A 20,252-nucleotide genomic window follows, 5' to 3' on the forward strand; every position below is an offset into this window, starting at 1 on the left:
AATTCGTATCGACCCGTGATGGCCTACTCCTCCCGTCTTTTGCTCGTGGCTTGCGGCCTGTGCTTGGCCACGGCCGCTGCGGCGCAGCGCCGCAGCGTCAGCGAGGTGCTGCTGGTGCCCGAGGCGCAAGTGGAACTGGCCCTGAAGGAAGCCGACTATCTGTTGGCGGGCTTTAACTTGGTGGCGCCGGCCACTGACGGCGGCAGCACATTTGCTGCCGGGCAATTGCGCCTAGGTTACGAGCATTTCTGGAACCCGCGGTGGAGCGGTGGCGCTACGCTGCGCCTGCTGGGGGGCGACAACGAAGGCTACGGTGACATTTTCGGCTTGGGTGGGAACGTTACGCCGGGGCTGTTGCTGCGCCATACTGGCAAAATCGGTTCGTTCGGTTTCCGCCAGCGCCTGGGGCTGGAATACGCCATGACGTTTACCAGCGGCCAAAATTTGGACAAGGACCGGGCCCTGACCCGCCTGCGCCTCGACGTGGACCGGCTGTTTTCGTTGGGCGAAAAAATAGCCCTGCGCCCCCGCCTCGCCTACGAAATAGCCACCTACCTGCGCCTGCAGCGCGACGAAAACGAAATCAAGGAGCGGGTCGTCGATTTTGGCAGTTTGCGCGCCGAAGTGGGGCTGCGCTTGTCGCCGCGCTTCGACGTCACTCCCTGGGTGGCCTCCCAAACCATTTACATCAACTCCTTGCCGCAGTTTGATATCAACGGCAAGCAAACCGGTGGGGGGCGCGCCAATTTGGTGGTGCCCGTGGTTGGGCTGGACTTGCGCCTGACGCTGTTTCCGGCGGCAGCGGCATCGGTGCAACAACAGCTTCCCACGCAACACTAAACACCGTAGGTCGGCGAGTGCGTAGTTGCCAAGTGTGACAAAATAGCAGTCAGGTTATTCGGGCCAATAGTGCCTTTAAAGGTAGCGAGTGTCATATTGTTTCATTGGTTTCGTGAACACGCACCAAGGAATTTGCTGAAACGAGACAATTTGTCTGTAATAAGGTGATGCTGGGGTTTGGTATGGAATTTATTGGAGAGGGGTGTGCCGCGACGCGGTATTTGGTTTTTCACCTCACTCAATTATTCCTCATCAACCATGGCAACTTTGCTGTATAACCCCCGCCCTTCCCTGCGGCCCAGCCGCGCCCTGAGTGTCATGCTTGCCGACATGCTGCGCGACGCGCAGCCGGCGGCTGCCCAGCCCGCCCTCGCGTTTGCCCCCGCCGCCGACGTCCTCGAAACGGCCACCGGCTTTGAATTGCACTTGGCCCTGCCGGGCGTGAAGAAAGAAGCGATAAACATTGAATTCCTCGACGGCCAACTCGTCGTGTCCGGCGCCCGGCCCAACCCGGTGGACGCCGCCAAAGAAGCCGCTGCCACCGCCACGGAAGCTACCGCCGCCAACGACTCGACGCCGGCCGTGGTGAGTCCCGCCGCGGCGCCCGCCCCCGCGTTCCGCCGCACAGAAACTAACTACGGGGCTTTCTCCCGCAGCTTCCGCCTGCCCGAAACGGTGAACGTGAAAGCCATTGGCGCGGAGCTGACCGACGGCATTCTGCGCCTGACCCTGCCCTTCGACACGGACAAGGTGACCAAGCAACACATCGAAATTCGCTAATTGTGGGCGGTTTCTGCAAAAAAGGCACCCCCCGGGGTGCCTTTTTTGCAGAGTCGCTTGTTGTACCCGCACGGCCCGGGCTTGGCCCATTTTCTGCTGCAAGCAACCCCGGGGCACCAAAGCGAATCTTTCCGGCGTTGCAAGAAATAATTGGGGGCGGCCCCCTGGTTTTTGCGGCCGGCGCGTTAAATTAGTCCCTTCATCACACCCGTTTCACCCTTTCTCATTTTTCCCTTACCCATGCAAGCAAAACAAATGATGCTCGGCCTGCTCGGTTCCGCCATTCTCGGCGGCGGCGTGGCCGTGGGGGGGTACAAGCTGCTGGAGCCCGCCCCCGTGGCGCCCCAGGCGGTGGCAGCCGACCCCCAGGTGCGTTACACCTCCGAGATGCGGAGCAGCACCTACGCCGTGCCCGAAGGCCTGAACTTCGTGGCCGCCGCCGCCGCCGTGACCCCGGCCGTGGTGCACGTGATGACCGAGTACGCCGCGCCGTCCGTCGACCAGCGCCAGATGCAGATGGACCCCTTCCTGCGCCAGTTCTTCGGCGACCAGGCCGAGCGCTTCCACGGGCAGCAGCCCCAGGGCGGGGGCCAGGGCTCCGGCTCGGGCGTGATTATCGCCGCCAACGGCTACATCGTGACCAACAATCACGTCATCGACAAGGCGTCCAAGATTGAGGTGGTGCTCGACGACAAGCGCAAGTACGAGGCCGAGCTGGTGGGCGCCGACCCCAACACCGACCTGGCCGTGCTCAAGGTGAAAGCCGACAACCTGCCCTTCGTGAAGTACGGCAACTCCGACGACGTGAAGGTGGGCCAGTGGGTGCTGGCCGTGGGCAACCCCTTCAACCTGAACTCGACCGTGACGGCGGGCATTATCTCGGCCAAGGGCCGGAACATCGACATCCTGCGCCGCAAGGACAACATGGGCATCGAGTCGTTCATCCAGACCGACGCCGTGGTGAACCCCGGCAACTCGGGCGGCGCCCTCGTGAACCTGAACGGCGACCTGATTGGCATCAACTCGGCCATTGCCTCGCACACCGGCTCGTTCGAGGGCTACGCGTTTGCCATCCCCAGCTCGCTGGCCAGCAAGGTGGTCGACGACCTGCTGAAATACAAAGTGGTGCAGCGGGCCCTGCTCGGGGTTCAAATTCAGGAAGTAGACGCCAAGCTGGCTTTGGACAAGAAGCTCAACAGCCTCAACGGCGTGTACGTGCAGGGCCTGACGGCCGGCAGCGCGGCGGCCGAAGCGGGCCTGAAAATGGGCGACATCATTACGCAAATCAACGGGGTGGCCGTGAACACCTCCTCGCAGTTGCAGGAGCAAGTGGCCCGGTTCCGGCCCGGCGACAAGATTAAGGTGAACTACCTGCGCGGCAGCACGCCGGGCATAGTCACCACCACGCTGCGCAACGCCACCGGCACCACCGGCGTGGTGCGCGAGGCGCCGGCGCTGGCCTCCATCAAGTACGAGGGCGCCACGCTGGCCGCCGTACCGGCCCGCGAGCAAGCCAAGCTGGGCCTGGAAGGCGGCGCCAAAATCAGCGGCATCCGGGAGAGTAATTTCCGCGAGACGGGCATGGCCGACGGCTTTATCATCACCCGCATCGACAAGAACCCGGTGACCAAACCCGCCGACGTGAAAACCTACCTCGACGAGGCCCGCAACAGCTCGGGCGCGCTGGTGGAGGGCGTGTACCCCGACGGTCGCAAAGCGTATTACCCCATCGGGCAGGAATAAACCACCTGCTGAAATAAAAAAAGCCCCTGCTAAATCAGCAGGGGCTTTTTTGTGCGTGACGGGGCGCGTACTGAAACCAGTGGTAGCCCCGCTGGCTGTCGGCGCGACGACCTCTCCGGGGCTCGTTGCCGCGAGCGGCCGGCGCAGGAGCCAACGCACAAGGTGGGAGGGTCAACTGTTGGGCCAAACGCCGGGCCAACCGGGGCGACTGGGACCGGCGGGACTAACCTCAACCTTGCGAATGCCGTAGTAAAGGCATTTTTTGCCCAACTGCTCTCCCCGTGTCGATATACTCCACCGGCGCTTTTTCGCTTGACTACCGTGCTGACTTGGGAATACTCATTGGCCGGTGGTTGCAGGCATTGCCGCCGCCCGCGCTGCAAGGCACCTACGAAGCCATGTTGGCCGCCGCCAAAGCCCATGGCAACTGCCGCTTCTGGCTGCTGGACCTGCGCCGCCGGCCGCTGGCCGGCCCGGACCTCAACGACTGGTTTCGAACCCAATTCTCGCCGCAGGTGGCCGCGACCCTCGACGGGCCCCTGTTTACGGCCTACCTGGCCGGCCCGCACCAGCGCCTGGCCGCCGAAAGCGCCGAAATGGAGTTGCACCTGCGCCGCGCGGCATCCCTCGACTCTTACCCCCTGTTTTACGACAACGAAGCCGATGCCGTGACCTGGCTGTGCGACCAGCAGGAGCGGGCCGGCGTGCGGCCGAGGGCGGTGTAAAGTGGGCGTCGGCCGGAACGAGCCCGGGATTGGGTTCGGGAGTGGCTGCGGCATTCCGTAGCTTTGCCGGCGCAATATTTCCCCGCGTTCCCGCCCCAATTTTTTATGAAGCAAGCCCTCGAAGCAGCCACCGCGCCCGACGTGACCGTGGCGCACCCGCACGCCGACCCCCACGGCATTCAGGACGTGTTGCGCCAGCTGGGCGTGGCATCCGACAACGCGGCCTACAGCACCGGCCGCCACTGGGGCGGCCGCGCCAACGCCGAGCGCCGCACCGTGCTGGCCCCCGCCGACGGCCACCGCATTGCCAGCGTGGCCTTTGCCACCGTGGCAGACTACGAGGCGGTGGTCAAAACCGCCCAGGCGGCCTTCCAAACCTGGCGGCTGGTGCCGGCCCCCAAGCGCGGCGAAATCGTGCGGCAGATTGGCAACAAGCTCCGCGAATTCAAGGAGCCGCTGGGCAAGCTGGTGAGCGCCGAAATGGGTAAAATCTTGCAGGAAGGCCTGGGCGAAGTGCAGGAAATGATTGACATCTGCGACTTCGCGGTGGGCCTTTCGCGCCAGCTGCACGGCTTCACCATGCACTCGGAGCGGCCGGCGCACCGCATGTACGATCAGTACCAGCCGCTGGGCATCGTGGGCATCATCTCGGCCTTTAACTTCCCGGTGGCCGTGTGGAGCTGGAACGCCATGCTGGCCGCCGTGTGCGGCGACGTGAGCATCTGGAAGCCCTCGGAAAAAACGCCGCTCACGGCCGTAGCCGTGCAGCACATCATCCGCGACGTGCTGGCCGAAAATGACATTCCCGAAGGCGTGTTCAACGTCATCATTGGCGGAGCCGACATCGGGGCCGCCTTGGCCGCTGACCGGCGCGTACCGCTGGTATCGGCCACCGGCAGCACCCGCATGGGCCGCAAGGTGGGCGAAGTAGTGGGCGCCCGCCTGGGCCGCGCCCTGCTGGAGCTGGGCGGCAACAACGCCATCATCGTCACTCCAAACGCCGACCTCGACATTGCCATCCGCGCCATTGTGTTCGGGGCGGTGGGCACGGCCGGGCAGCGCTGCACCAGCACCCGCCGCGTCATCATTGAGGACAGTATTTTCGAGGACGTGAAGAGTCGCCTGCTGGCCATTTACCCCAAGCTGCCCATCGGCCACCCCTTGCAGGAGGGCACGCTGGTGGGCCCGCTGATTGACGCCGCCGCGGTGAAGATGTTCGAAGCAGCTCTGATGCAGGTGCAGGCCGAGGGCGGTAAGTTGCTCACCGGCGGCCAGGTGCTGAGCGGCGCCGAGCTGCACGGCGGCCACTACGTGCAGCCCGCGTTGGTGGAAGCGGAAAACCACTACCCCACGGTGCAGGAAGAAACCTTCGCGCCCATCCTGTACCTCATCCGCTACCGCGGCGGGGTGCAAAACGCTATCGACTTGCAGAACGACGTGCGCCAGGGCTTGTCGAGCAGCATCTTCACCCTGAACATGCGCGAGGCCGAAGCTTTCCTGGCCGCCAGCGGCTCCGATTGCGGCATTGCCAACGTGAACATCGGCACGAGCGGGGCCGAAATCGGTGGCGCGTTCGGCGGCGAGAAAGAAACCGGCGGCGGCCGCGAGTCCGGCTCCGACGCCTGGAAGGTGTACATGCGCCGCCAGACCAACACCATCAACTACTCCACCGAATTGCCGCTGGCGCAGGGCATCAAGTTCGATGTGTAAGTTATCTTTTACGCACTTTTACTTCAAAAAGTAAGGCCCATCTGAAATTATCGGATGGGCCTTACCTGAGTGTATTAAATAAATCGTTATTGATTTTGAATATTGAGTAATGTGCAATTTAATAATGAAATGATTTAGCTTAATTTGGAATCAATAAACATATTATGTGCACACTACAGCGATGCTGAGAACGAGAAGTAGTTGTCTGACTTGTTGTAATATCCATACAAATGGTGCGTTTGACCAGCAGGTACAATAGAAGTTTCGCCTTCTGCCTGAAAGGCGAAAGGGAGAGTGTAAGTTGTGTAATAGCAGGTTGCAATCCCGTCAGTCGCAATAATATCATAGAAGTCGATGTAGTATGAAATATCCCACATACGCCCGTACCATCCATAAATGGTAGAATAATCGGCGTAATGCTGACTGGCATAATCGTTTAGGAGACCTCTTATTATTAGGCGTTCGCTAAGAACAGGAGTATCTGGCTGAGAAAGAGTTCCAAATCCGTATCCACGGCCTCCAAAAGTTCCGTCAAACCCGTAACCACCTTCATTGCTCACTATTTTGGAAGCAGTGGGTGTAATAGAATCAACATCTGGAGTAGTTGAACATCCACTAAGAACTAGAACAATTCCAGCAGCGTACAAAAGAGTTGTTTTTTTCATGACATTTTTCGAGTAGATGTGAATGAGATACCTAAATGTATGCAACGAATAATTATAAACAAGCTATTACAATTTTTTACACACATTAATTAATAGCATTAGCTCAGCCATTTGGCCAGGCGCTGTTTGGCTTCCGCTTCGGTCACCACCTCGCCACGCCTGACTTGTTCCAGGACTTCTTCCATCTTCTGAAGGGAAATTAAATGCTCGATGAGCTGTTCTGGCTCGAAAGAGTCGGGCAAGTCTTGCAAGGAAGTTATCACCTGTTCTTTGGTCATGACGCGAGCGGTAAGGAATGGCAATTTACATAAGTTGGGCGCAACAACAGTTCTTATTCTTGTTCTTGACAATACTTCTCTCTCCAACAACACGCTTCGCTGCACACCGAGTCAGAGTCTTATTTCGGTAAAGCAAGCTGCTCCGGCATTTGGTTGTTATTTTTGGTGAGTTGCCCGAAGCACCGATTGCCTCCCCGGGTGCAACCCCAGCAGCAGCAGCGTAGTCCTTCCGCTGCCTAAGCCTCACCCCTGTTATTCTGCATGGAAGCCCTCAGCCTTTCCGCCTACGTTGACATCAACGCTCCGCTGGTGGAGCGCTGCCGCCTGAACGACCGCCAGGCCCAGGCCGAAATCTACCGGCGCTACGCCAAGGCCATGTTCAACGCGGCCCTGCGCATCACCGGCGACTACGCCGAGGCCGAGGACGTGCTGCAGGAGTCGTTCCTGAGCGCCTTCCGGGAGCTGAGTGGCTATAAGGGCGACTCCTCGTTTGGGGCCTGGCTGAAGCGCATTGTGGTGAACAAAAGCATCAACTGCCTGCGGCAGCGGCGGCTGGCACTGGTGCCGCTGGGCGAGCAGCACCACGAAGCCCCCGCCGACACCGCCGGCGCTTCGCCCGAAGACGAAGCCCACGCCAGCTACCGCGCCGACGTGCTGCGCCGCTGCATTCAGGAACTGCCCGACGGCTACCGCGTGGTGCTGAGCCTGTACCTGCTCGAAGGCTACGACCACCTGGAAATTGCCGGCATCCTGGGCATTTCCGAATCTACGTCCAAGTCGCAGTATAGCCGGGCGCGGGTGCGGCTGCGGGAACTGGCCACCCGGCGCGGTATTAGTTAGCCACAATCAATTATCGTTTCTCAACTGTTTATTAACCCCCACATTACCCTTCGTCCTCCTTCACCCGGCCGCGGTTTTTAGATAGCCCCGCCGCCCGCGCTGAACCCGGAAGAACCGTGCGTTTGCTACTCATTCATGGATACCCCGAAAAATAATTCCCTGGAAAACTTCGTCGAGCGGCATCGCGCCGATTTCGACACCCACGAGCCGCGCCCCGACCTATGGGCCGCGTTGGAGCAGCAACTGGGTAACGCCGAGCCCGCGGTCGCGGCGCCGCCGGTAATGCCGATAATGCGCGTAACCGGTGCGGCTGAAACCGAGGCGCCGGCCGCGGTAGTTGCCCCACCCGTGCGGGGCAGCTGGCTCGGGCGCTACGGCGTGGCCGCGGCGCTGGCGCTGCTGGTGTTTGCCGCCGGGGCCAGCGAGGCCTGGAAATTGAACCGGCCGGCGCCGGAAGTAGCCGTGGCCGCCAGCCAGACCTTTCCCAGCAACACCGCCGAAGCGCCCGACGCGGCCCTGTACCAGGGCGGCAACCCGCTGGCCATGACGGCGGCCGAGCGCAGCACCGGCGCCGACAGCCAACTGGTGCGGGCCGTGCGCGGTATGGAAACTTATTACACCAACCAGCTGGCCCGCCGCCAGGAAGAGCTGCGCCAGCTCAGCGGGCCCGGCATGGCCGGCATGACGGCCGACTGGCAGCGCGAGCTGGTGTCCCTCGACTCTAGCTACCGCCACCTGAAGATGGAGCTGCCCTCCCATCCGCAGCCCGACGCCGTGCTCACGGCCATGAACCGCAACCTGCAAATCCGTCTCGAAATCCTGGACCAGCAGTTGCACCTGGGCACGGCGCCCGCAGCGGAACCCAACGCGGGGTCGTTTGTGCTGGCTGACAGCCGGCGCCAGTCCGAATGAAACCGCTGCTCCTCTGGCAGTGGCGGGGGTGGGGCGCGGCAGTGTTGGCAGCAGCCGGCCTACTAAGCCCCCCCGCGGCGCGGGCCCAAACCAGCGAGTGGGTGCCCGTGGGCCCCGGCGTGGCCGTGCGGGTGCTCACCCTGGAGGCGCGGCGGGCCGAAGAGGCGTTGTTTGGCCCGGCGCAGGAACCGCTACCCAAGCCCCCGCCCAACCAAGCCGACGAGCAAAACGACGCCAACTTGCAAGTGGAGCAGCGCCGTCGCCTGAGCCGCAGCTACGCGGTGCCGAAATCGGGCCGGGCGTTTTCGCTGGACACGCGCTATGGCCGGGTGCAAATCAACCCCTGGAGCAAGCGGGAAATCAGGGTGGAGGCCGAGCTGGTAGCCCGCGCCGAAACCGACGCCGGCGCCCGCCAGGTACTGGACGCGCTGGGCGTGCAGTGGCTGGACTACGACGCCCGAACCGGCGGCGTGGCCGTGGCCACGCAGTTCGGGCCCGCCCTGCGCGGGCGGGCGGGCGGCTGCCGCTACGAAGTGAACTACACCGTGTGGCTGCCCCGCAACACCGCATTGCGGGTGTACAACAATTTTGGCGAAGTAACCATTGCCGGCGACGTGAGCGGCTCGACGGAGTTGGTTGTGGAATACGGCGCGCTCCGCGCGGCGCGGCTGGAAGGCCCGCGCAATTCGGTGCGCATAACCAACGGCGACTGCACCATTGCCTTTGCCGGCCGCGCCAGCATTGAGGCCAGCTACGCCCGCCTGCGCCTTGACCAGGGCACCACGGTGGACCTGCGCAACAACTATTCCGACGTGGACATTGGCACGGTGCAGGACCTGACCGTGCACAGCAAGTACGGCGACGTGGCCCTGGGCACCGTGCGCAACCTGCGCGGCTCCTCGGGCTACTCGCGCTTCACCATCGACAAGCTCGACGTGGGCCTGGACATGGCCCTGCGCTACTGCCCCGACTTCGTGGTGCGCGACATGGGCCCCAACTTCCGCCGGATTAACCTCGATGGCGGGTTCAGCACCATCCGGCTGGGGTTTGCCGAGGCGCCGGGCTTCCGGTTCGACGTGAGCACCGAGCAGGGACAGTTGTTAGTCGACAAAAACCTGGTGCGGGTGCTTTCGCAGGAACACGGCCCCCAGACCAGCGACGTGCTGGGCGTATTCGGCGGGGCAGTACCGGCCCGCAACGCGGGCAACGTCAACATCAAGGTGCGCTACGGCACGGTGCGGTTCAGCAAGTAGCAGATGCGGATATAGGAGCTAGAGGAACGTCCGGCAGCGCGCAGCGCAGCAGCTTGCGTGCTTCATTTTCTCATGCTGAGCGGAACGAAGCGTCCTCTTACCGGAGAACGACTGATTCTATTCTGATAAGGTGCTGCCTGCGTCAGCATGACAAGGGGCGCGGGCGAGATGCTGCGTTATACTCCGCGTGACGTTCTTTGGCAGCACAATGTCAAAGCTGCGTTTTCTCTTTCTCCTGCTGCTGGCCGGGCCGGCCGTAGCGCAAACCACATCCGCCGTGCCCGTCGCCCCCTCGTCGCCCCTCAAAACCTACGCGCTGCGCCTGCGGCCCGGCGACGACTTGCGCCAGCAGCTCCTGGCTTTTACCACCGCCCACCGCATCAGGGCGGGCGCCGTGCTCACCTGCGTGGGCAGCCTCATGGTGGCCACGCTGCGGCTGGCCAACCAGGACGGGCCCACCGAGTACCGGGGGCATTTTGAAATCGTGTCCCTGGTTGGTACGCTGTCCACCAACGGGTCGCACCTGCACCTGGCCGTGGCCGACAGCACCGGGCGCACCCTGGGCGGGCATTTGCTGGACGGCTGCCGCGTGTACACCACCGCCGAAGTGGTGCTGGGCGAGCTGCCGGCGCTGGAGTTTCGGCGCGAGACGGACGCCACTTTTGGGTACCAGGAATTGGTGGTGCGGCCGGTGCCGGCGGCGGTGCGCGCGAAGAAAAAATAAGTATCGGCTAGGAAATGAGCTGGGCACCGGAACATTCCGGGCGTGCCGGCCTGCTTTTTATGGCCCGGTTTTCTGGTCGGCTGGTGCGCTCGCAAAGTGCGGCATTAGTTTCTGCGAGCCGGATAAAACCCGGGGAATCGGGCCCGATGCCTTACCTTCATTTTAACTTATTAGAACCCGTCCGCTCCAATAGTAAAAATTAGCCCTGCGATTCAGTAATAGGCTGTTACGGCTGGGGTGCGGAGCGGCAGAGCGGTTTAGTATTCATTGAAATAGCCTATTTATTACTACTGTTTTATGCGTGCTCGCGCCCTGATTTATCCGCTGCTGCTGCTAATTTTTACGGCCCGCGCCCAGGCGCCGAACAGCCAGCTGGTGACGGCCATGAAAAAACAGTTTCCCGGCGAGAAAGCCGTGTACCTGGAGCTGCGCCAGGACCTGACCGTGGAAATCCGCAACGACTCGGTGCAGGTGCTGGCCCGGCACCACGCCGACATGCTGCACCTCGACGAGCAGTCGGGCGCCTACGCCAACGACCGGGTGTTCAGCTCGCATTTCAACCGCCTGCAGAAGCTGGAAGCCCGCACGATGGTGCCGGCCGGCGAGAAGTTCCGGACCGTGAAGGTGACCGATTTCAAGGATAAGTTCGAGGTTCAGGCGGGGGTGTTTTTTGACGACACGCGGTCCACCTCGTTCTCGTTTCCGGCCGTCGCGCCCGGCGCCCGCACCGTGACGGACTACACCGTGCGCCACGTGGACGCGCGCTTCGTGCTGCCGTTCTACGTGGGGTCCTACGTGCCCGTACGCCGCGCCGAACTGACCATCACCGCGCCTAGGGGCGTGCGCATTGCCTACAAGACGTTTCACGCCGAAAACACGCCCATTGCCTACACCAAGGAGGAAAAGGGCAGTCAGGTAATCTACCGCTGGACGGCCGAGAACCTGCCCAGCCCGCCCCGCGACGACGACGCCCCCGAGGCCAGCTACTACCTGCCGCACCTCGTGTTTTTCGTGGAAGAAGCGCCCGTGGCCGGCCAAATGCGCAAACTGCTGGCCGGCGTGCCGGAACTCTACGCTATGTACGCCGACTTCGTGCGGCGCATCGACCGCCGGCCCAGCGCGGCCCTGCAGCAGCGCGTCGATTCGCTGGTGGCCGGGGCCCCCAATGAGGAGGAAAAAGTGCGCCGCGTGTACTACTGGGTGCAGGACAACGTGAAGTACATTGCCTTCGAGCAGGGCCTGCGCGGCTTCATTCCGCACGACGCGGGCCTGGTGTACGCCCGCCGCTACGGCGACTGCAAGGACATGGCCCACCTGACCAACGAAATGCTGCGCCTGGCCGGCGTGAAAACCGCCTACCTGACCTGGGTGGGTACTCGCGACCTGCCCTACACCTACGCCGACCTGGCCACGCCGGGCGTCGACAACCACATGATTGCCACCTACGAACCCGCCCCGGGCCGGTACGTTTTCCTGGACGCCACCAGCAAGCACACACCCTACGGCATGCCCTCGGCCATGATTCAGGGCAAGGAAGGGCTGCTGGGGCTGGACGAGCAACGCAGCCGCGTGGTCCGCATTCCGGCCGTGGACCGGACCCGCAGCGGCACCGATGACGCCTCGGTGCTGACCCTGGACGGCACCACCCTGCGCGGTACCGGCACGCTCAGCCTGGCCGGCTATACTAAAGTCAACCAGAGCTACGGCCTCGACGGGCTGGACCGCACCGACGAGCCGCGCTACGTGAAGGCCCTGCTGGAGCGCGGCAACAACAAGTTTTTCGTCGACAAGTACGCCATCACCAACCTTGACGCGCGCGACCAGCCCCTACGCATCAGCTACGCCTACCGCCTGCAGGACTACGTGCAGCAGGTCGATGACGAGGTGTACGTCAATCTCAGCCTGGAGCGCCCCTACGCCACCGACCGCATCGACGCGGCCACTCGCAAGCTGCCGCGCTACAACGAGTTTGCCCGCACCGACCGCACCCGCACCGAGCTGGTGGTGCCGGCCGGCTACGAGGTGAGCTACCTGCCGCCGGCCGCCGAGGCGCGCGGCGAGGCGCTGGGCTTCCGGGTGAGCTACGAGCGCCAAGGCAACCGCATCATCCAACACCGCGAGGTGTACGTGGATTACCTGTTGCTCCAGCCCGCGCAGTTTGCCGGCTGGAACGCGGTGGTGGCCAAGCTGGGCAATGCCTACCGGGAAGTCGTGATTCTGAAAAAGAAAAAGACGTGAGCCAAGCTGTAAAAAAGAACGTCATGCTGAGCGAAGTCGAAGCATCTCGCGTGTGGTGGTAATCAGCAGCATTGAATGATTGGATTACCGCCCCGAGCGAGATGTCTCGGCAAGCTCGACATGACCGTTTTAAAAGCAAGCAACGGACAACTGATAATCAAAATGCGCCCTTTTCTACTAGCAATTCTTCTCCTGATAGCAGTCGCGGCCCCGGCCCAAGTGCTGCCGCCCAACCTCGTGCACGCCGGCTACAGCTGGGACGAAAAGCGCCACCAGCGGCTGCCCATCTCCGCCCAAGAAGCCGAATTGCCGGCCCTCATCCTGCGGGATTTTACGAGCCTGGAATTCTACTTCGACCCGGGCCGCAAAAACCTGCGGCTGTTCGCCACCGAGCACCGCATCGTGCGCGTGAACTCATCGGACGGCATCGAGCGCTTCAACAAAATTGTGGTGCCGGTGCTGGAGTCGGGCGCGGCGGTCGCCATCCGGGCCCGCACCATCAGCCCGCGCGGGGAAGTGCGCGAGGTGCAGGCCGCCGACATGAAGGAGCTCAAGGACCAGGAAGGCGGCCGCGGCTTCCAGGTGTTTGCCGTGGACGGGGTGGAGAAGGGCAGCGAAGTGGAGTACTACTACACCCGCGAGCGGCCCCTCAACCATTTTGGCCGCGAAGTATTGCAAAGCGAAACGGCCGCGCGCGACGTCACCTTCGAGCTGATTTCGCCCGCGGCCCTTACGTTCGAGGCCCGCGTGTACCACGGCCCGGCCGCCGCCGTGGACAGCACCCAGGCCGGGCGGCGGGTGCTGCGCCTGGCGCTGAAGAGCGTGCCCGCCCTGCGCGACGAAGCCTTTGCCAGCGTGCTGGCCCAGCGCATGCGCGTGGAGTACAAGCTGGCTTACCTGGCCGACAAAGGCCCGGCGCGGCAGTTCACCTGGGCCGACGCCAGCCAGTACGTGTACCGCACCATGACGGCGCTGGGCAAGGGCGAGGCGAAGGCCGTGGCCAAGGTGCTGGCCGCCGCCAAGCTGCCCACCGCCGGCCCGCTGCCCGAGCGCATCGCCGCCGCCGAAAACTACGTCAAGCTCAACTTCAACCTCGACGACAACGCCAGCCCCGACCTGACCCGGGTGGTGGCCACGCGCAACGCGCCCGAAGCCGGCTTCTGCCACCTGCTGGCGGCCGTGTACCGGAGCCTGGGCATCGATTTCGAGCTGGTGGTGACCAGCGGCCGCGACGATGCGCCGTTCGACGGCGGCTTCGACACCTGGAATTTCCTCGACCATTTTGCGCTGTACTTCCCGGCCACCGGGCAGTTCCTGGCCCCCGGCCGGCCCGAGTACCGCTACGGCATGCTGCCGGCGGAGTGGACGGCCGGCTCGGGCCTGTTCATCAAGGGCACCACGCTGGGCAATACGGTGTCGGCGGTGGGCCAGGTAAAAGACATTCCGGCCCTCGCGGCCGAGCACAGCTCGCACGACATCGACGTGACCGTGGCCTTCGGGCCCGACCTGGGCACCAGCACCGTGCAGCTGCGCCAGAGCCTGAGCGGCTATCCGGCCCTGGAAATCCAGCCCTACTGGGCCCTGATTCCCGAGGCCAAGCGCACCGAGCTGCTGGAGCAGCTGCAAAAGTCCGTGGTGCCCGACGCCAGCAACTTCCAGCGGCTGGCCGTGCGCAACGTCGAGCGCGGCCTGAGCCCGCTCAGCAAGCCCTTCATTGTGGAAAGCCAGTTGGAGTCGGCCACGCTGCTCGACAAGGCTGGGCCGCGCTACCTGTTCAAAATCGGCACCCTGCTGGGGCCCCAAACCGAGCTCTACCAAACCGAGGAGCGGCAGTTCGACGTGGAAAACGACCACAACCGCCGCTACCTGCGCACCATCCGCTTCGAGGTGCCGGCCGGCTACGCCGTGCGTAACCTCAAGGATCTGAACGTGGACGTGAAAGCCGGCCCCGACGCCGCCAAACCCGACTTCGACTTTCGCTCGTCCTACGTGCAGCAGGGCCAGGCCGTGACCGTGACCGTGGCCGAAAACTACCGCCGGGTGCGCTGGCCCAAAACCGATTTCGAAGCCTTCCGCGCCGTGGTGAACGCGGCGGCAAACTTCAACAAAGTGGTGCTGGTGCTGGACAAGAAAAGCTAGCCGCTTTGCTCAATGAGGAATGAAGAGTGAGGAATGAAGAATTCCCGGTCTGTAATTCCTCATTCCCCATTCCTCATTCTCAATTAAACGAAGTGTACGACACCCCGCAGGCCGCGGCCTTCCGCCGCCAGGTTCTCAGCCCCGTGAAGCTGCGGCTGTTCATGCTGCAAAAGCTGCCCATGGCCTGGCTAGCGGGCCTGCGCCTGCCCGAGCTCACGCCCGAGCGGGCCGTGGTCACGGTGCGGTTCAAGCACCTCACCCAGAACCCGTTTCGGAGCATCTACTTCGCCTGCCTGGCCATGGCGGCGGAGCTGGCCAGCGGCATCCAGGCCATGATGCACGTACAGGCCGGTGGCCCGGTGTCGATGCTGGTGGTGAAGATGGAGGGCGACTTCCACAAGAAAGCCGTGGGCCTCATTGCCTTTGCCTGCGAAGACGGCCCGCGCATTGCCCAGGCCGTGGCCGAGAGCCGCGCCACCGGCGAAGGCCGCACCGTGGTGGCCACCAGCACCGGCCTGGACGAAGCCGGCGACGTGGTGGCCGTGTTCCGGTTCACCTGGTCGTTCCGGGCGAAAAAGTAAGCGGGGCTCGCCGGGCCTATTTGCCCGGCTTCTGAAGCAAGTCCATAATTTGGTCGAGCTTGCCGGTGATGCCGCCGAGCTGGCCCTTCATTTCTGCCTGCTCATTAGCGAGGGTGATGAAGCGGAGACTTAGCCCACCGAGTTGCGTTTCCACAATGCGCAGCCGCACACCCATCTCGTCGAGCTTGGTATCCATACCACCAAGTCGGGTCTCTACGCCGCCGAGTCGGGTATCCATTTCCGCTTGCTGCCGCAGCACGAAAAGAAGGTTACTGCTTTGCTCGGTTGCCGCGGCGGTCAGCAGGTTAAGCTGATTGGTGTGCTGGTCCAGGATGCGCAACGCGCCGGAAAGCAGGGGTTCGAGTTGGTCGAGGCGTTCGTCGGCGGTCATGCGAAAAAAAGAAGTGGAAAACGAGCAGGACCCGAATTTAGGGTGAAATCCTTGAAATGGCGGGGGGGCCAAGCGTTGGCTTGCGGCGTGGCTCCGGCGGATTTTAGCGCTACTTTCCCCGCTCCTCGGCCAGGTTTTCCTTGGTGAGCACGTCCACCAGGCCGTCCTCGCTCACCACCACGGCCAGGCAGGGGTGGGCCGAGCTTTCGACGTAGCGCACGGCCGAGTTGTAGCGGGCCCCGCGGGCGGCGTTGCCGTTGCCCGAAGCGCGGCCGTCGAGAATCACGCCGATGGAGTAGCAGTAGCCCTCGGGGTCGAGCAGCACGGCGCCGTCGATGCTGGTGATGAGGCGGGTGATGAGCGGGGTGAGCGGCACGGGCTCGATGAGGGTGCACTGCAGCTTGAGGCGGTCGGCTTCGGCCAAAGCCTCGGTGCTGATGACCAGCATGGTGCCGTGCTTCTGGCGGCTGGCTTCGAGCACCACGTCCCAGAGTTTGTCCACCTTGGGGGCGTCGGTGAGGCCGAAGGTGCGCTTGAGGTCGCGCCGGAAGCGGGTGCGGCTGAGGCGGGTGCGCGGCACGCCGGGCAGGCCGTAGTGCGAGCGCAGCAGCACGTGCCCGGCGTGCTGCAGCTCCCAGGCGTAGTGCGTGACGAAGCTGATGACGAACAAGTCCTCGCGGACGGGGTCGTAGTGGCCCGTGTGGCGGCCCAGGGCGTACACGTTCTCGCCGTCGGCCAGCAGGTGCACGTCGGGCGTGGTCATCTCCAGCAGCTTGCGCACGGCGCGGTAGTCGGTGAGCTCGGTGGGGCAGGTGAGGGCGAAGATTTCCTCGATGTTGGGGTGGCCGCGGCGGGCCAGCAGCAGCTTGCCCACGCCCTCGGCGCCCTCGTAGCGCAGGCTGCTGATGGTGTTGCAGGTGGCGAAAAGCTTGACGGTGGCCGGGTCGAGGCCCAGGGCCTGGGCGGGCGTGTCGAGGAAGGTTTTGCCGGCCGCGCGCAGAATCTCCTCGAACTCGCGGGGGCGGTTGATGAGCCCGGCGCCGGGCTCGGGGTCGGTCAGGGCCTTCACGCTCTCATCGTTGAAGCGGTAGAGGGCCGCCACCAGCAGCGAGGGCGCCAGCGCCCGGCCGTCGGTGTAGAAGCGGTGGGGGCGCAGCGACGGATAGGCCCGCAGCGGCTTGCGCTGCACCCGCACCACGGTCACCACGAAGGCGTCGACAATGGTGACGGGCCAGCCGGCCAGGTGCTGGTGCGGGGCGTGCTCGTCGAGCTCGTCGAGGATTTCCTGCACGGCGGCCCGCACGCCAATGGCTTCGTGCTTGCGGCGGAGCACGGCCGGGGGCACGTCGTCGCGCTCGGGGTAGGGCCAGGGCGTGGCCCGCTGGATGGCTCGGCCCCGGGCCACGGCCGCGTCGAACCGCTCGGGGGGCAGTTCGCAGTCGGCGGGCTCCAGGCAGCGGGCGGGCTGAGCGCCGTCGATGGGCAGGGCCAGCAGCACCACCAGGGGCTTGAGGTCGTCGTCGAGGGCATCAAATAAATCCTGGGCGAGGCGCTGCGCCAGCTCGCGGTAGCGCGTTTGGTGGGGCCAGAGCGGGGTAGGGGCGGGGGCGGGCGGGGCTAGGGTAGGCGTCATGGCGGAGAAAGAATGAACAGAACAAAAACGCCCTTCCTCAGCCGAGGAGGGAACGCCGGCGCGTAGTGCCGCCCTACAGCTGGAACAGAACCGGCAGCACCATCTTTTGCTTTAATGGCTTGCCCTGAAACGTGGCCGGCTCCCACTTCGGGGCGGTGCGAATCAGGCGGAGGGCCTCGTCGTCGAGGCCGGAGCCCAGCTTTTTCAGAACCCGGGCTTCGGTCAGGCTGCCGTCGGCCTGCACCACGAACTCGACCATCACCTTGCCCTGAATCTTGCGCTGGCGGGCTTGCAAGGGGTATTGCTGGTTTTTCTCAACCCAGTCGAAGAAGGCCTGGGTGCCGCCCACGGGCTGGGTGGGGCGGTCGGGCGCCACCACGGCCGGGCGGTCGGGGTGGGCCGAGGCGGCGATGTCGGCGGCCGAGGTGGTGATGGGACGCACCTGGCCCGGCCGCACCACGGCCGCGCTGCCCGGCGACATCACGAACGAGACGGGCACCACCACGCGCTGGCGCACCACTTGGTTGCGGTGCTTGGCCGGCGTCCACTTCGGCCCGCTTTTGATGAGGCGGATGGCTTCGGCATCGAGCTCGGGCGACACCGGCGCTTCCACTTTCACGTCGTTCACGGTGCCGGTTTTTTCCACCACAAAAGCCACCCGCACGGTGCCCTGGATGCCCTGTTGCATGGCCCGGCCGGGGTAGCGCTGGTTGGCGGCCAAAAACTGGGCGTACTGCTCGGTGCCGCCCACTGGCACGGCGGGCTGGGCCACCGAGTCGTAGACCTGCGCGGCCGAAGGCTTGGGCGGCATTTTGCGATGCTGGGCGTGGGCGCTGAAGCCGGACAGAAGAAGGCCGCTGAGCAGCAGGAACGAGGATTTCATATCAAGAACAAACCAGCGTGGCGCGGTTGACTAAAGGTAAAGCGGTTTCACAATCCGGGGAAGCGGCGCCTTTGAAACAGCGCGGAGACGCCGCGTCGGGCGCCGCGCTGTGGCACGAGGACGAACGAACAGCGCGGCTGTGGTCGTTCCACGACGCGGCGCGCTGTTGCGACTCTCCCCCGTGCGGTGATTCTGAAACCGCGGCAAGACGATGCTCACAAAGAACGGCCAACCAGGCGCAGCGCGCCTAGAAACCTTGCCAGCCTCCTCCGAAGCGTCTAAGCTGCCGGGGCTGACGTTCTTTGAAGCCGTTTACTTTCCCCGCTCCAGATTTTTCGTGCCATGACCGACCAACCCTCCCGCGCCCCCGAACCCGTGGGCGCCTACCCTTACACCCGCCGCGTGGGCAACCTGCTGTTCCTATCCGGCGTGGGCCCCCGCCAGCGCGGGCAGCCCGGCATTCCCGGCGTCGAAGTTGACGCGGACGGCAACATCCTCACGTACGACTTTGAGCGCCAGTGCCACGCCGTGTTCCAGAACGTGCGCTACATTCTGGAAGAAGCCGGCGCCCGCTGGGACGATTTGGTGGACGTCACCGTTTACCTCACCAATATGAAGGACGACTTTCCGGCATACAACCGGCTCTACGCCGAATACTTCGCCACGGCCCAGCCCTGCCGGACCACGCTCGAAATCAACTGCCTGCCCACGCCCATCGCCATCGAGCTGAAGTGCATCGCGGCCGTAAAATCAACGGACGATGAGCAGTGAGCAGTGAATAATGAGTGGATTGGAGGGGACTGGCCCCGTTTTGGGGCTGGTCTATTTTCGCCCCGTCCGGGACACATCCGCTTGCTCATTGTTCAGCAGTCGTTGTTCATTGTTGATTATTCCTTGCTCATTACCCTTTCATGTACGTTCGCAATAATCTTCGCCTCTCCGTTATCCGACGCCTAACCTGGCAGGGGCTAATCATCGTGGTCTTTTACGACATCTTTATTTGCGTGCTTTACGGGCCCCTGGGTTTTCATTGGCTCGACATTCCGTGGCAGCCGGTGGCCACGCTGGGCACGGCGGTGGCCTTCTACATTGGCTTTAAGAGCAACGGCAGCTACGACCGTTTCACGGAAGGGCGCCAGCTCTGGGGCACCATCGTGAACGTGAGCCGCATCTGGGCCACCCGCGTGTTTCACTTCGTGGAGCCCCGGGGCGGCGACCGCCTGCCCGACTCCGAGGAAATCCGCGACCTGCACCACCGGCTGCTCTACCGCCAGATTGCCTGGGTAAACGCCCTGCGCCTGCACCTGCGCCGCCAAACGGCCACGCACTGGGACGCCGAAGTGGCCCCCTTCCTCGACTCCACCGAAGACGCCGACATCCGCCGCATGAGCAACCCGCCCACCCACCTGCTGCGCCAGCAGAGCGACGAGCTGCGTCAGCTCTATCAGCGCGGCCTGCTCTCCGAGTTCCGCCACGTGGCCATGATGGACAGCATCCAGGACATGTTCAACGCCCAGGGCGGCTGCGAGCGCATCAAGAACACCCCCTTTCCGCGTCAGTTCGCCTACTTCAGCTTCGTGTTCGTCTGGATATTTGCCGCCGTGCTGCCCCTGGGCCTGGTCGAGGAGTTCGACAAGCTCGGTCCCGGCCACCTCTGGCTCACGGTGCCCTTCGCCGCGCTGGTGAGCTGGGTGTTCAACACCATCGAGGTGGTGGGCCACACCAGCGAAAACCCCTTCGACGACACCATCTACGACGTGCCGATGACGTCCATCTGCCGCACCATCGAAATTGACTTGCGCGAGCTGCTGGGTGAAACCGACTTGCCGCCCAAGATTGAGCCGGTGAACGACGTGCTTTATTAAGGATTGGGGGAAAAGCAGGGATTAGGGAAAAGGAAATGCCGCCACGCGCTGC

General features: G+C 63.6%; 19 protein-coding genes. 14 read left to right on the forward strand and 5 right to left on the reverse strand.

Annotated features, from left to right (window positions below):
* Positions 1 to 18 precede the first annotated feature (18 nt).
* The 5 genes from RMO51_RS05355 (at position 19) to RMO51_RS05375 (ending at position 5,798) form a co-directional block, all read left to right on the forward strand.
* Complete coding sequence (locus tag RMO51_RS05355) at positions 19 to 840, forward strand: hypothetical protein (protein WP_310392707.1); 822 nt, start codon at positions 19 to 21, stop codon at positions 838 to 840.
* A 258-nt stretch (positions 841 to 1,098) separates the two neighbouring features.
* Positions 1,099 to 1,620, forward strand: coding sequence for an Hsp20/alpha crystallin family protein (locus tag RMO51_RS05360; protein ID WP_310392708.1), 522 nt, complete (start codon positions 1,099 to 1,101; stop codon positions 1,618 to 1,620).
* 240 nt (positions 1,621 to 1,860) lie between these two features.
* Positions 1,861 to 3,363: a Do family serine endopeptidase gene (locus tag RMO51_RS05365; RefSeq protein WP_310392710.1), complete on the forward strand. Its 1,503-nt coding sequence runs from the start codon at positions 1,861 to 1,863 to the stop codon at positions 3,361 to 3,363.
* A gap of 281 nt (positions 3,364 to 3,644) precedes the next feature.
* Positions 3,645 to 4,088: a hypothetical protein gene (locus RMO51_RS05370; protein WP_310392712.1), complete on the forward strand. Its 444-nt coding sequence runs from the start codon at positions 3,645 to 3,647 to the stop codon at positions 4,086 to 4,088.
* 105 nt (positions 4,089 to 4,193) lie between these two features.
* The gene (locus tag RMO51_RS05375; RefSeq protein ID WP_310392713.1) at positions 4,194 to 5,798 is read left to right on the forward strand and encodes an aldehyde dehydrogenase family protein; all 1,605 of its coding nucleotides are present in this window, start codon (positions 4,194 to 4,196) and stop codon (positions 5,796 to 5,798) included.
* A 173-nt stretch (positions 5,799 to 5,971) separates the two neighbouring features.
* On the opposite strand, the gene RMO51_RS05380 is transcribed toward RMO51_RS05375, so the two are convergent.
* Positions 5,972 to 6,463, reverse strand: coding sequence for a lipoprotein (locus RMO51_RS05380; RefSeq protein ID WP_310392715.1), 492 nt, complete (start codon positions 6,461 to 6,463; stop codon positions 5,972 to 5,974).
* 98 nt (positions 6,464 to 6,561) lie between these two features.
* The gene (locus RMO51_RS05385) at positions 6,562 to 6,741 is read right to left on the reverse strand and encodes a hypothetical protein (RefSeq protein WP_310392716.1); all 180 of its coding nucleotides are present in this window, start codon (positions 6,739 to 6,741) and stop codon (positions 6,562 to 6,564) included.
* Positions 6,742 to 7,002: 261 nt separating this feature from the next.
* Between RMO51_RS05385 and RMO51_RS05390 the strand changes: the two genes are divergently transcribed.
* The 7 genes from RMO51_RS05390 (at position 7,003) to RMO51_RS05420 (ending at position 15,428) form a co-directional block, all read left to right on the forward strand.
* Positions 7,003 to 7,581, forward strand: coding sequence for an RNA polymerase sigma factor (locus RMO51_RS05390; RefSeq protein WP_310392718.1), 579 nt, complete (start codon positions 7,003 to 7,005; stop codon positions 7,579 to 7,581).
* Between the two features lie 135 nt (positions 7,582 to 7,716).
* Positions 7,717 to 8,493, forward strand: coding sequence for a hypothetical protein (locus RMO51_RS05395; RefSeq protein WP_310392720.1), 777 nt, complete (start codon positions 7,717 to 7,719; stop codon positions 8,491 to 8,493).
* On the forward strand, positions 8,490 to 9,746 hold the full coding sequence (locus RMO51_RS05400) for a hypothetical protein (protein WP_310392722.1): 1,257 nt from the start codon (positions 8,490 to 8,492) through the stop codon (positions 9,744 to 9,746). The genes RMO51_RS05395 and RMO51_RS05400 overlap by 4 nt, the downstream gene beginning before the upstream one ends.
* A 208-nt stretch (positions 9,747 to 9,954) precedes the next feature.
* Positions 9,955 to 10,470, forward strand: coding sequence for a DNA-binding protein (locus RMO51_RS05405; protein WP_310392723.1), 516 nt, complete (start codon positions 9,955 to 9,957; stop codon positions 10,468 to 10,470).
* A 297-nt stretch (positions 10,471 to 10,767) separates the two neighbouring features.
* Positions 10,768 to 12,708, forward strand: a complete 1,941-nt coding sequence (locus tag RMO51_RS05410; protein WP_310392725.1) for a DUF3857 domain-containing protein — start codon at positions 10,768 to 10,770, stop codon at positions 12,706 to 12,708.
* 162 nt (positions 12,709 to 12,870) lie between these two features.
* Positions 12,871 to 14,847 carry a DUF3857 domain-containing protein gene (locus tag RMO51_RS05415; RefSeq protein WP_310392727.1) on the forward strand — a complete coding sequence of 659 codons (1,977 nt, stop codon included), beginning with the start codon at positions 12,871 to 12,873 and terminating at the stop codon, positions 14,845 to 14,847.
* 92 nt (positions 14,848 to 14,939) lie between these two features.
* The gene (locus tag RMO51_RS05420; protein ID WP_310392728.1) at positions 14,940 to 15,428 is read left to right on the forward strand and encodes a DUF4442 domain-containing protein; all 489 of its coding nucleotides are present in this window, start codon (positions 14,940 to 14,942) and stop codon (positions 15,426 to 15,428) included.
* A gap of 16 nt (positions 15,429 to 15,444) precedes the next feature.
* On the opposite strand, the gene RMO51_RS05425 is transcribed toward RMO51_RS05420, so the two are convergent.
* The 3 genes from RMO51_RS05425 to RMO51_RS05435 all read right to left on the reverse strand — a co-directional run bounded on the left by RMO51_RS05425 (position 15,445) and on the right by RMO51_RS05435 (position 18,335).
* Positions 15,445 to 15,819: a hypothetical protein gene (locus tag RMO51_RS05425; RefSeq protein WP_310392730.1), complete on the reverse strand. Its 375-nt coding sequence runs from the start codon at positions 15,817 to 15,819 to the stop codon at positions 15,445 to 15,447.
* Positions 15,820 to 15,928: 109 nt separating this feature from the next.
* Entirely contained in the window at positions 15,929 to 17,452 is a 1,524-nt protein-coding gene (locus tag RMO51_RS05430; protein ID WP_310392731.1) for a diadenylate cyclase, read from the reverse strand.
* Positions 17,453 to 17,525: 73 nt separating this feature from the next.
* Complete coding sequence (locus RMO51_RS05435; RefSeq protein ID WP_310392733.1) at positions 17,526 to 18,335, reverse strand: energy transducer TonB; 810 nt, start codon at positions 18,333 to 18,335, stop codon at positions 17,526 to 17,528.
* 342 nt (positions 18,336 to 18,677) lie between these two features.
* Between RMO51_RS05435 and RMO51_RS05440 the strand changes: the two genes are divergently transcribed.
* On the forward strand, positions 18,678 to 19,106 hold the full coding sequence (locus tag RMO51_RS05440) for a RidA family protein (RefSeq protein WP_310392735.1): 429 nt from the start codon (positions 18,678 to 18,680) through the stop codon (positions 19,104 to 19,106).
* Positions 19,107 to 19,246: 140 nt separating this feature from the next.
* Positions 19,247 to 20,200 carry a bestrophin family ion channel gene (locus tag RMO51_RS05445; RefSeq protein ID WP_310392736.1) on the forward strand — a complete coding sequence of 318 codons (954 nt, stop codon included), beginning with the start codon at positions 19,247 to 19,249 and terminating at the stop codon, positions 20,198 to 20,200.
* The last annotated feature ends 52 nt before the right edge of the window (positions 20,201 to 20,252 follow it).

It is taken from the genome of Hymenobacter sp. (assembly GCF_031398885.1).
Taxonomy (GTDB): Bacteria; Bacteroidota; Bacteroidia; order Cytophagales; family Hymenobacteraceae; genus Hymenobacter.

What these genes read in the sequence shown, in the direction of transcription:
- RMO51_RS05355 (WP_310392707.1), top strand. Translation starts at nt 19, where the DNA reads ATGGCCTACTCCTCCCGTCTTTTGCTCGTGGCTTGCGGCCTGTGCTTG.
- RMO51_RS05360 (WP_310392708.1), top strand. Translation starts at nt 1,099, where the DNA reads ATGGCAACTTTGCTGTATAACCCCCGCCCTTCCCTGCGGCCCAGCCGC.
- RMO51_RS05365 (WP_310392710.1), top strand. Translation starts at nt 1,861, where the DNA reads ATGCAAGCAAAACAAATGATGCTCGGCCTGCTCGGTTCCGCCATTCTC.
- RMO51_RS05375 (WP_310392713.1), top strand. Translation starts at nt 4,194, where the DNA reads ATGAAGCAAGCCCTCGAAGCAGCCACCGCGCCCGACGTGACCGTGGCG.
- RMO51_RS05380 (WP_310392715.1), bottom strand. Translation starts at nt 6,463, where the DNA reads ATGAAAAAAACAACTCTTTTGTACGCTGCTGGAATTGTTCTAGTTCTT.
- RMO51_RS05385 (WP_310392716.1), bottom strand. Translation starts at nt 6,741, where the DNA reads ATGACCAAAGAACAGGTGATAACTTCCTTGCAAGACTTGCCCGACTCT.
- RMO51_RS05390 (WP_310392718.1), top strand. Translation starts at nt 7,003, where the DNA reads ATGGAAGCCCTCAGCCTTTCCGCCTACGTTGACATCAACGCTCCGCTG.
- RMO51_RS05395 (WP_310392720.1), top strand. Translation starts at nt 7,717, where the DNA reads ATGGATACCCCGAAAAATAATTCCCTGGAAAACTTCGTCGAGCGGCAT.
- RMO51_RS05400 (WP_310392722.1), top strand. Translation starts at nt 8,490, where the DNA reads ATGAAACCGCTGCTCCTCTGGCAGTGGCGGGGGTGGGGCGCGGCAGTG.
- RMO51_RS05405 (WP_310392723.1), top strand. Translation starts at nt 9,955, where the DNA reads ATGTCAAAGCTGCGTTTTCTCTTTCTCCTGCTGCTGGCCGGGCCGGCC.
- RMO51_RS05410 (WP_310392725.1), top strand. Translation starts at nt 10,768, where the DNA reads ATGCGTGCTCGCGCCCTGATTTATCCGCTGCTGCTGCTAATTTTTACG.
- RMO51_RS05415 (WP_310392727.1), top strand. Translation starts at nt 12,871, where the DNA reads ATGCGCCCTTTTCTACTAGCAATTCTTCTCCTGATAGCAGTCGCGGCC.
- RMO51_RS05425 (WP_310392730.1), bottom strand. Translation starts at nt 15,819, where the DNA reads ATGACCGCCGACGAACGCCTCGACCAACTCGAACCCCTGCTTTCCGGC.
- RMO51_RS05430 (WP_310392731.1), bottom strand. Translation starts at nt 17,452, where the DNA reads ATGACGCCTACCCTAGCCCCGCCCGCCCCCGCCCCTACCCCGCTCTGG.
- RMO51_RS05435 (WP_310392733.1), bottom strand. Translation starts at nt 18,335, where the DNA reads ATGAAATCCTCGTTCCTGCTGCTCAGCGGCCTTCTTCTGTCCGGCTTC.
- RMO51_RS05440 (WP_310392735.1), top strand. Translation starts at nt 18,678, where the DNA reads ATGACCGACCAACCCTCCCGCGCCCCCGAACCCGTGGGCGCCTACCCT.
- RMO51_RS05445 (WP_310392736.1), top strand. Translation starts at nt 19,247, where the DNA reads ATGTACGTTCGCAATAATCTTCGCCTCTCCGTTATCCGACGCCTAACC.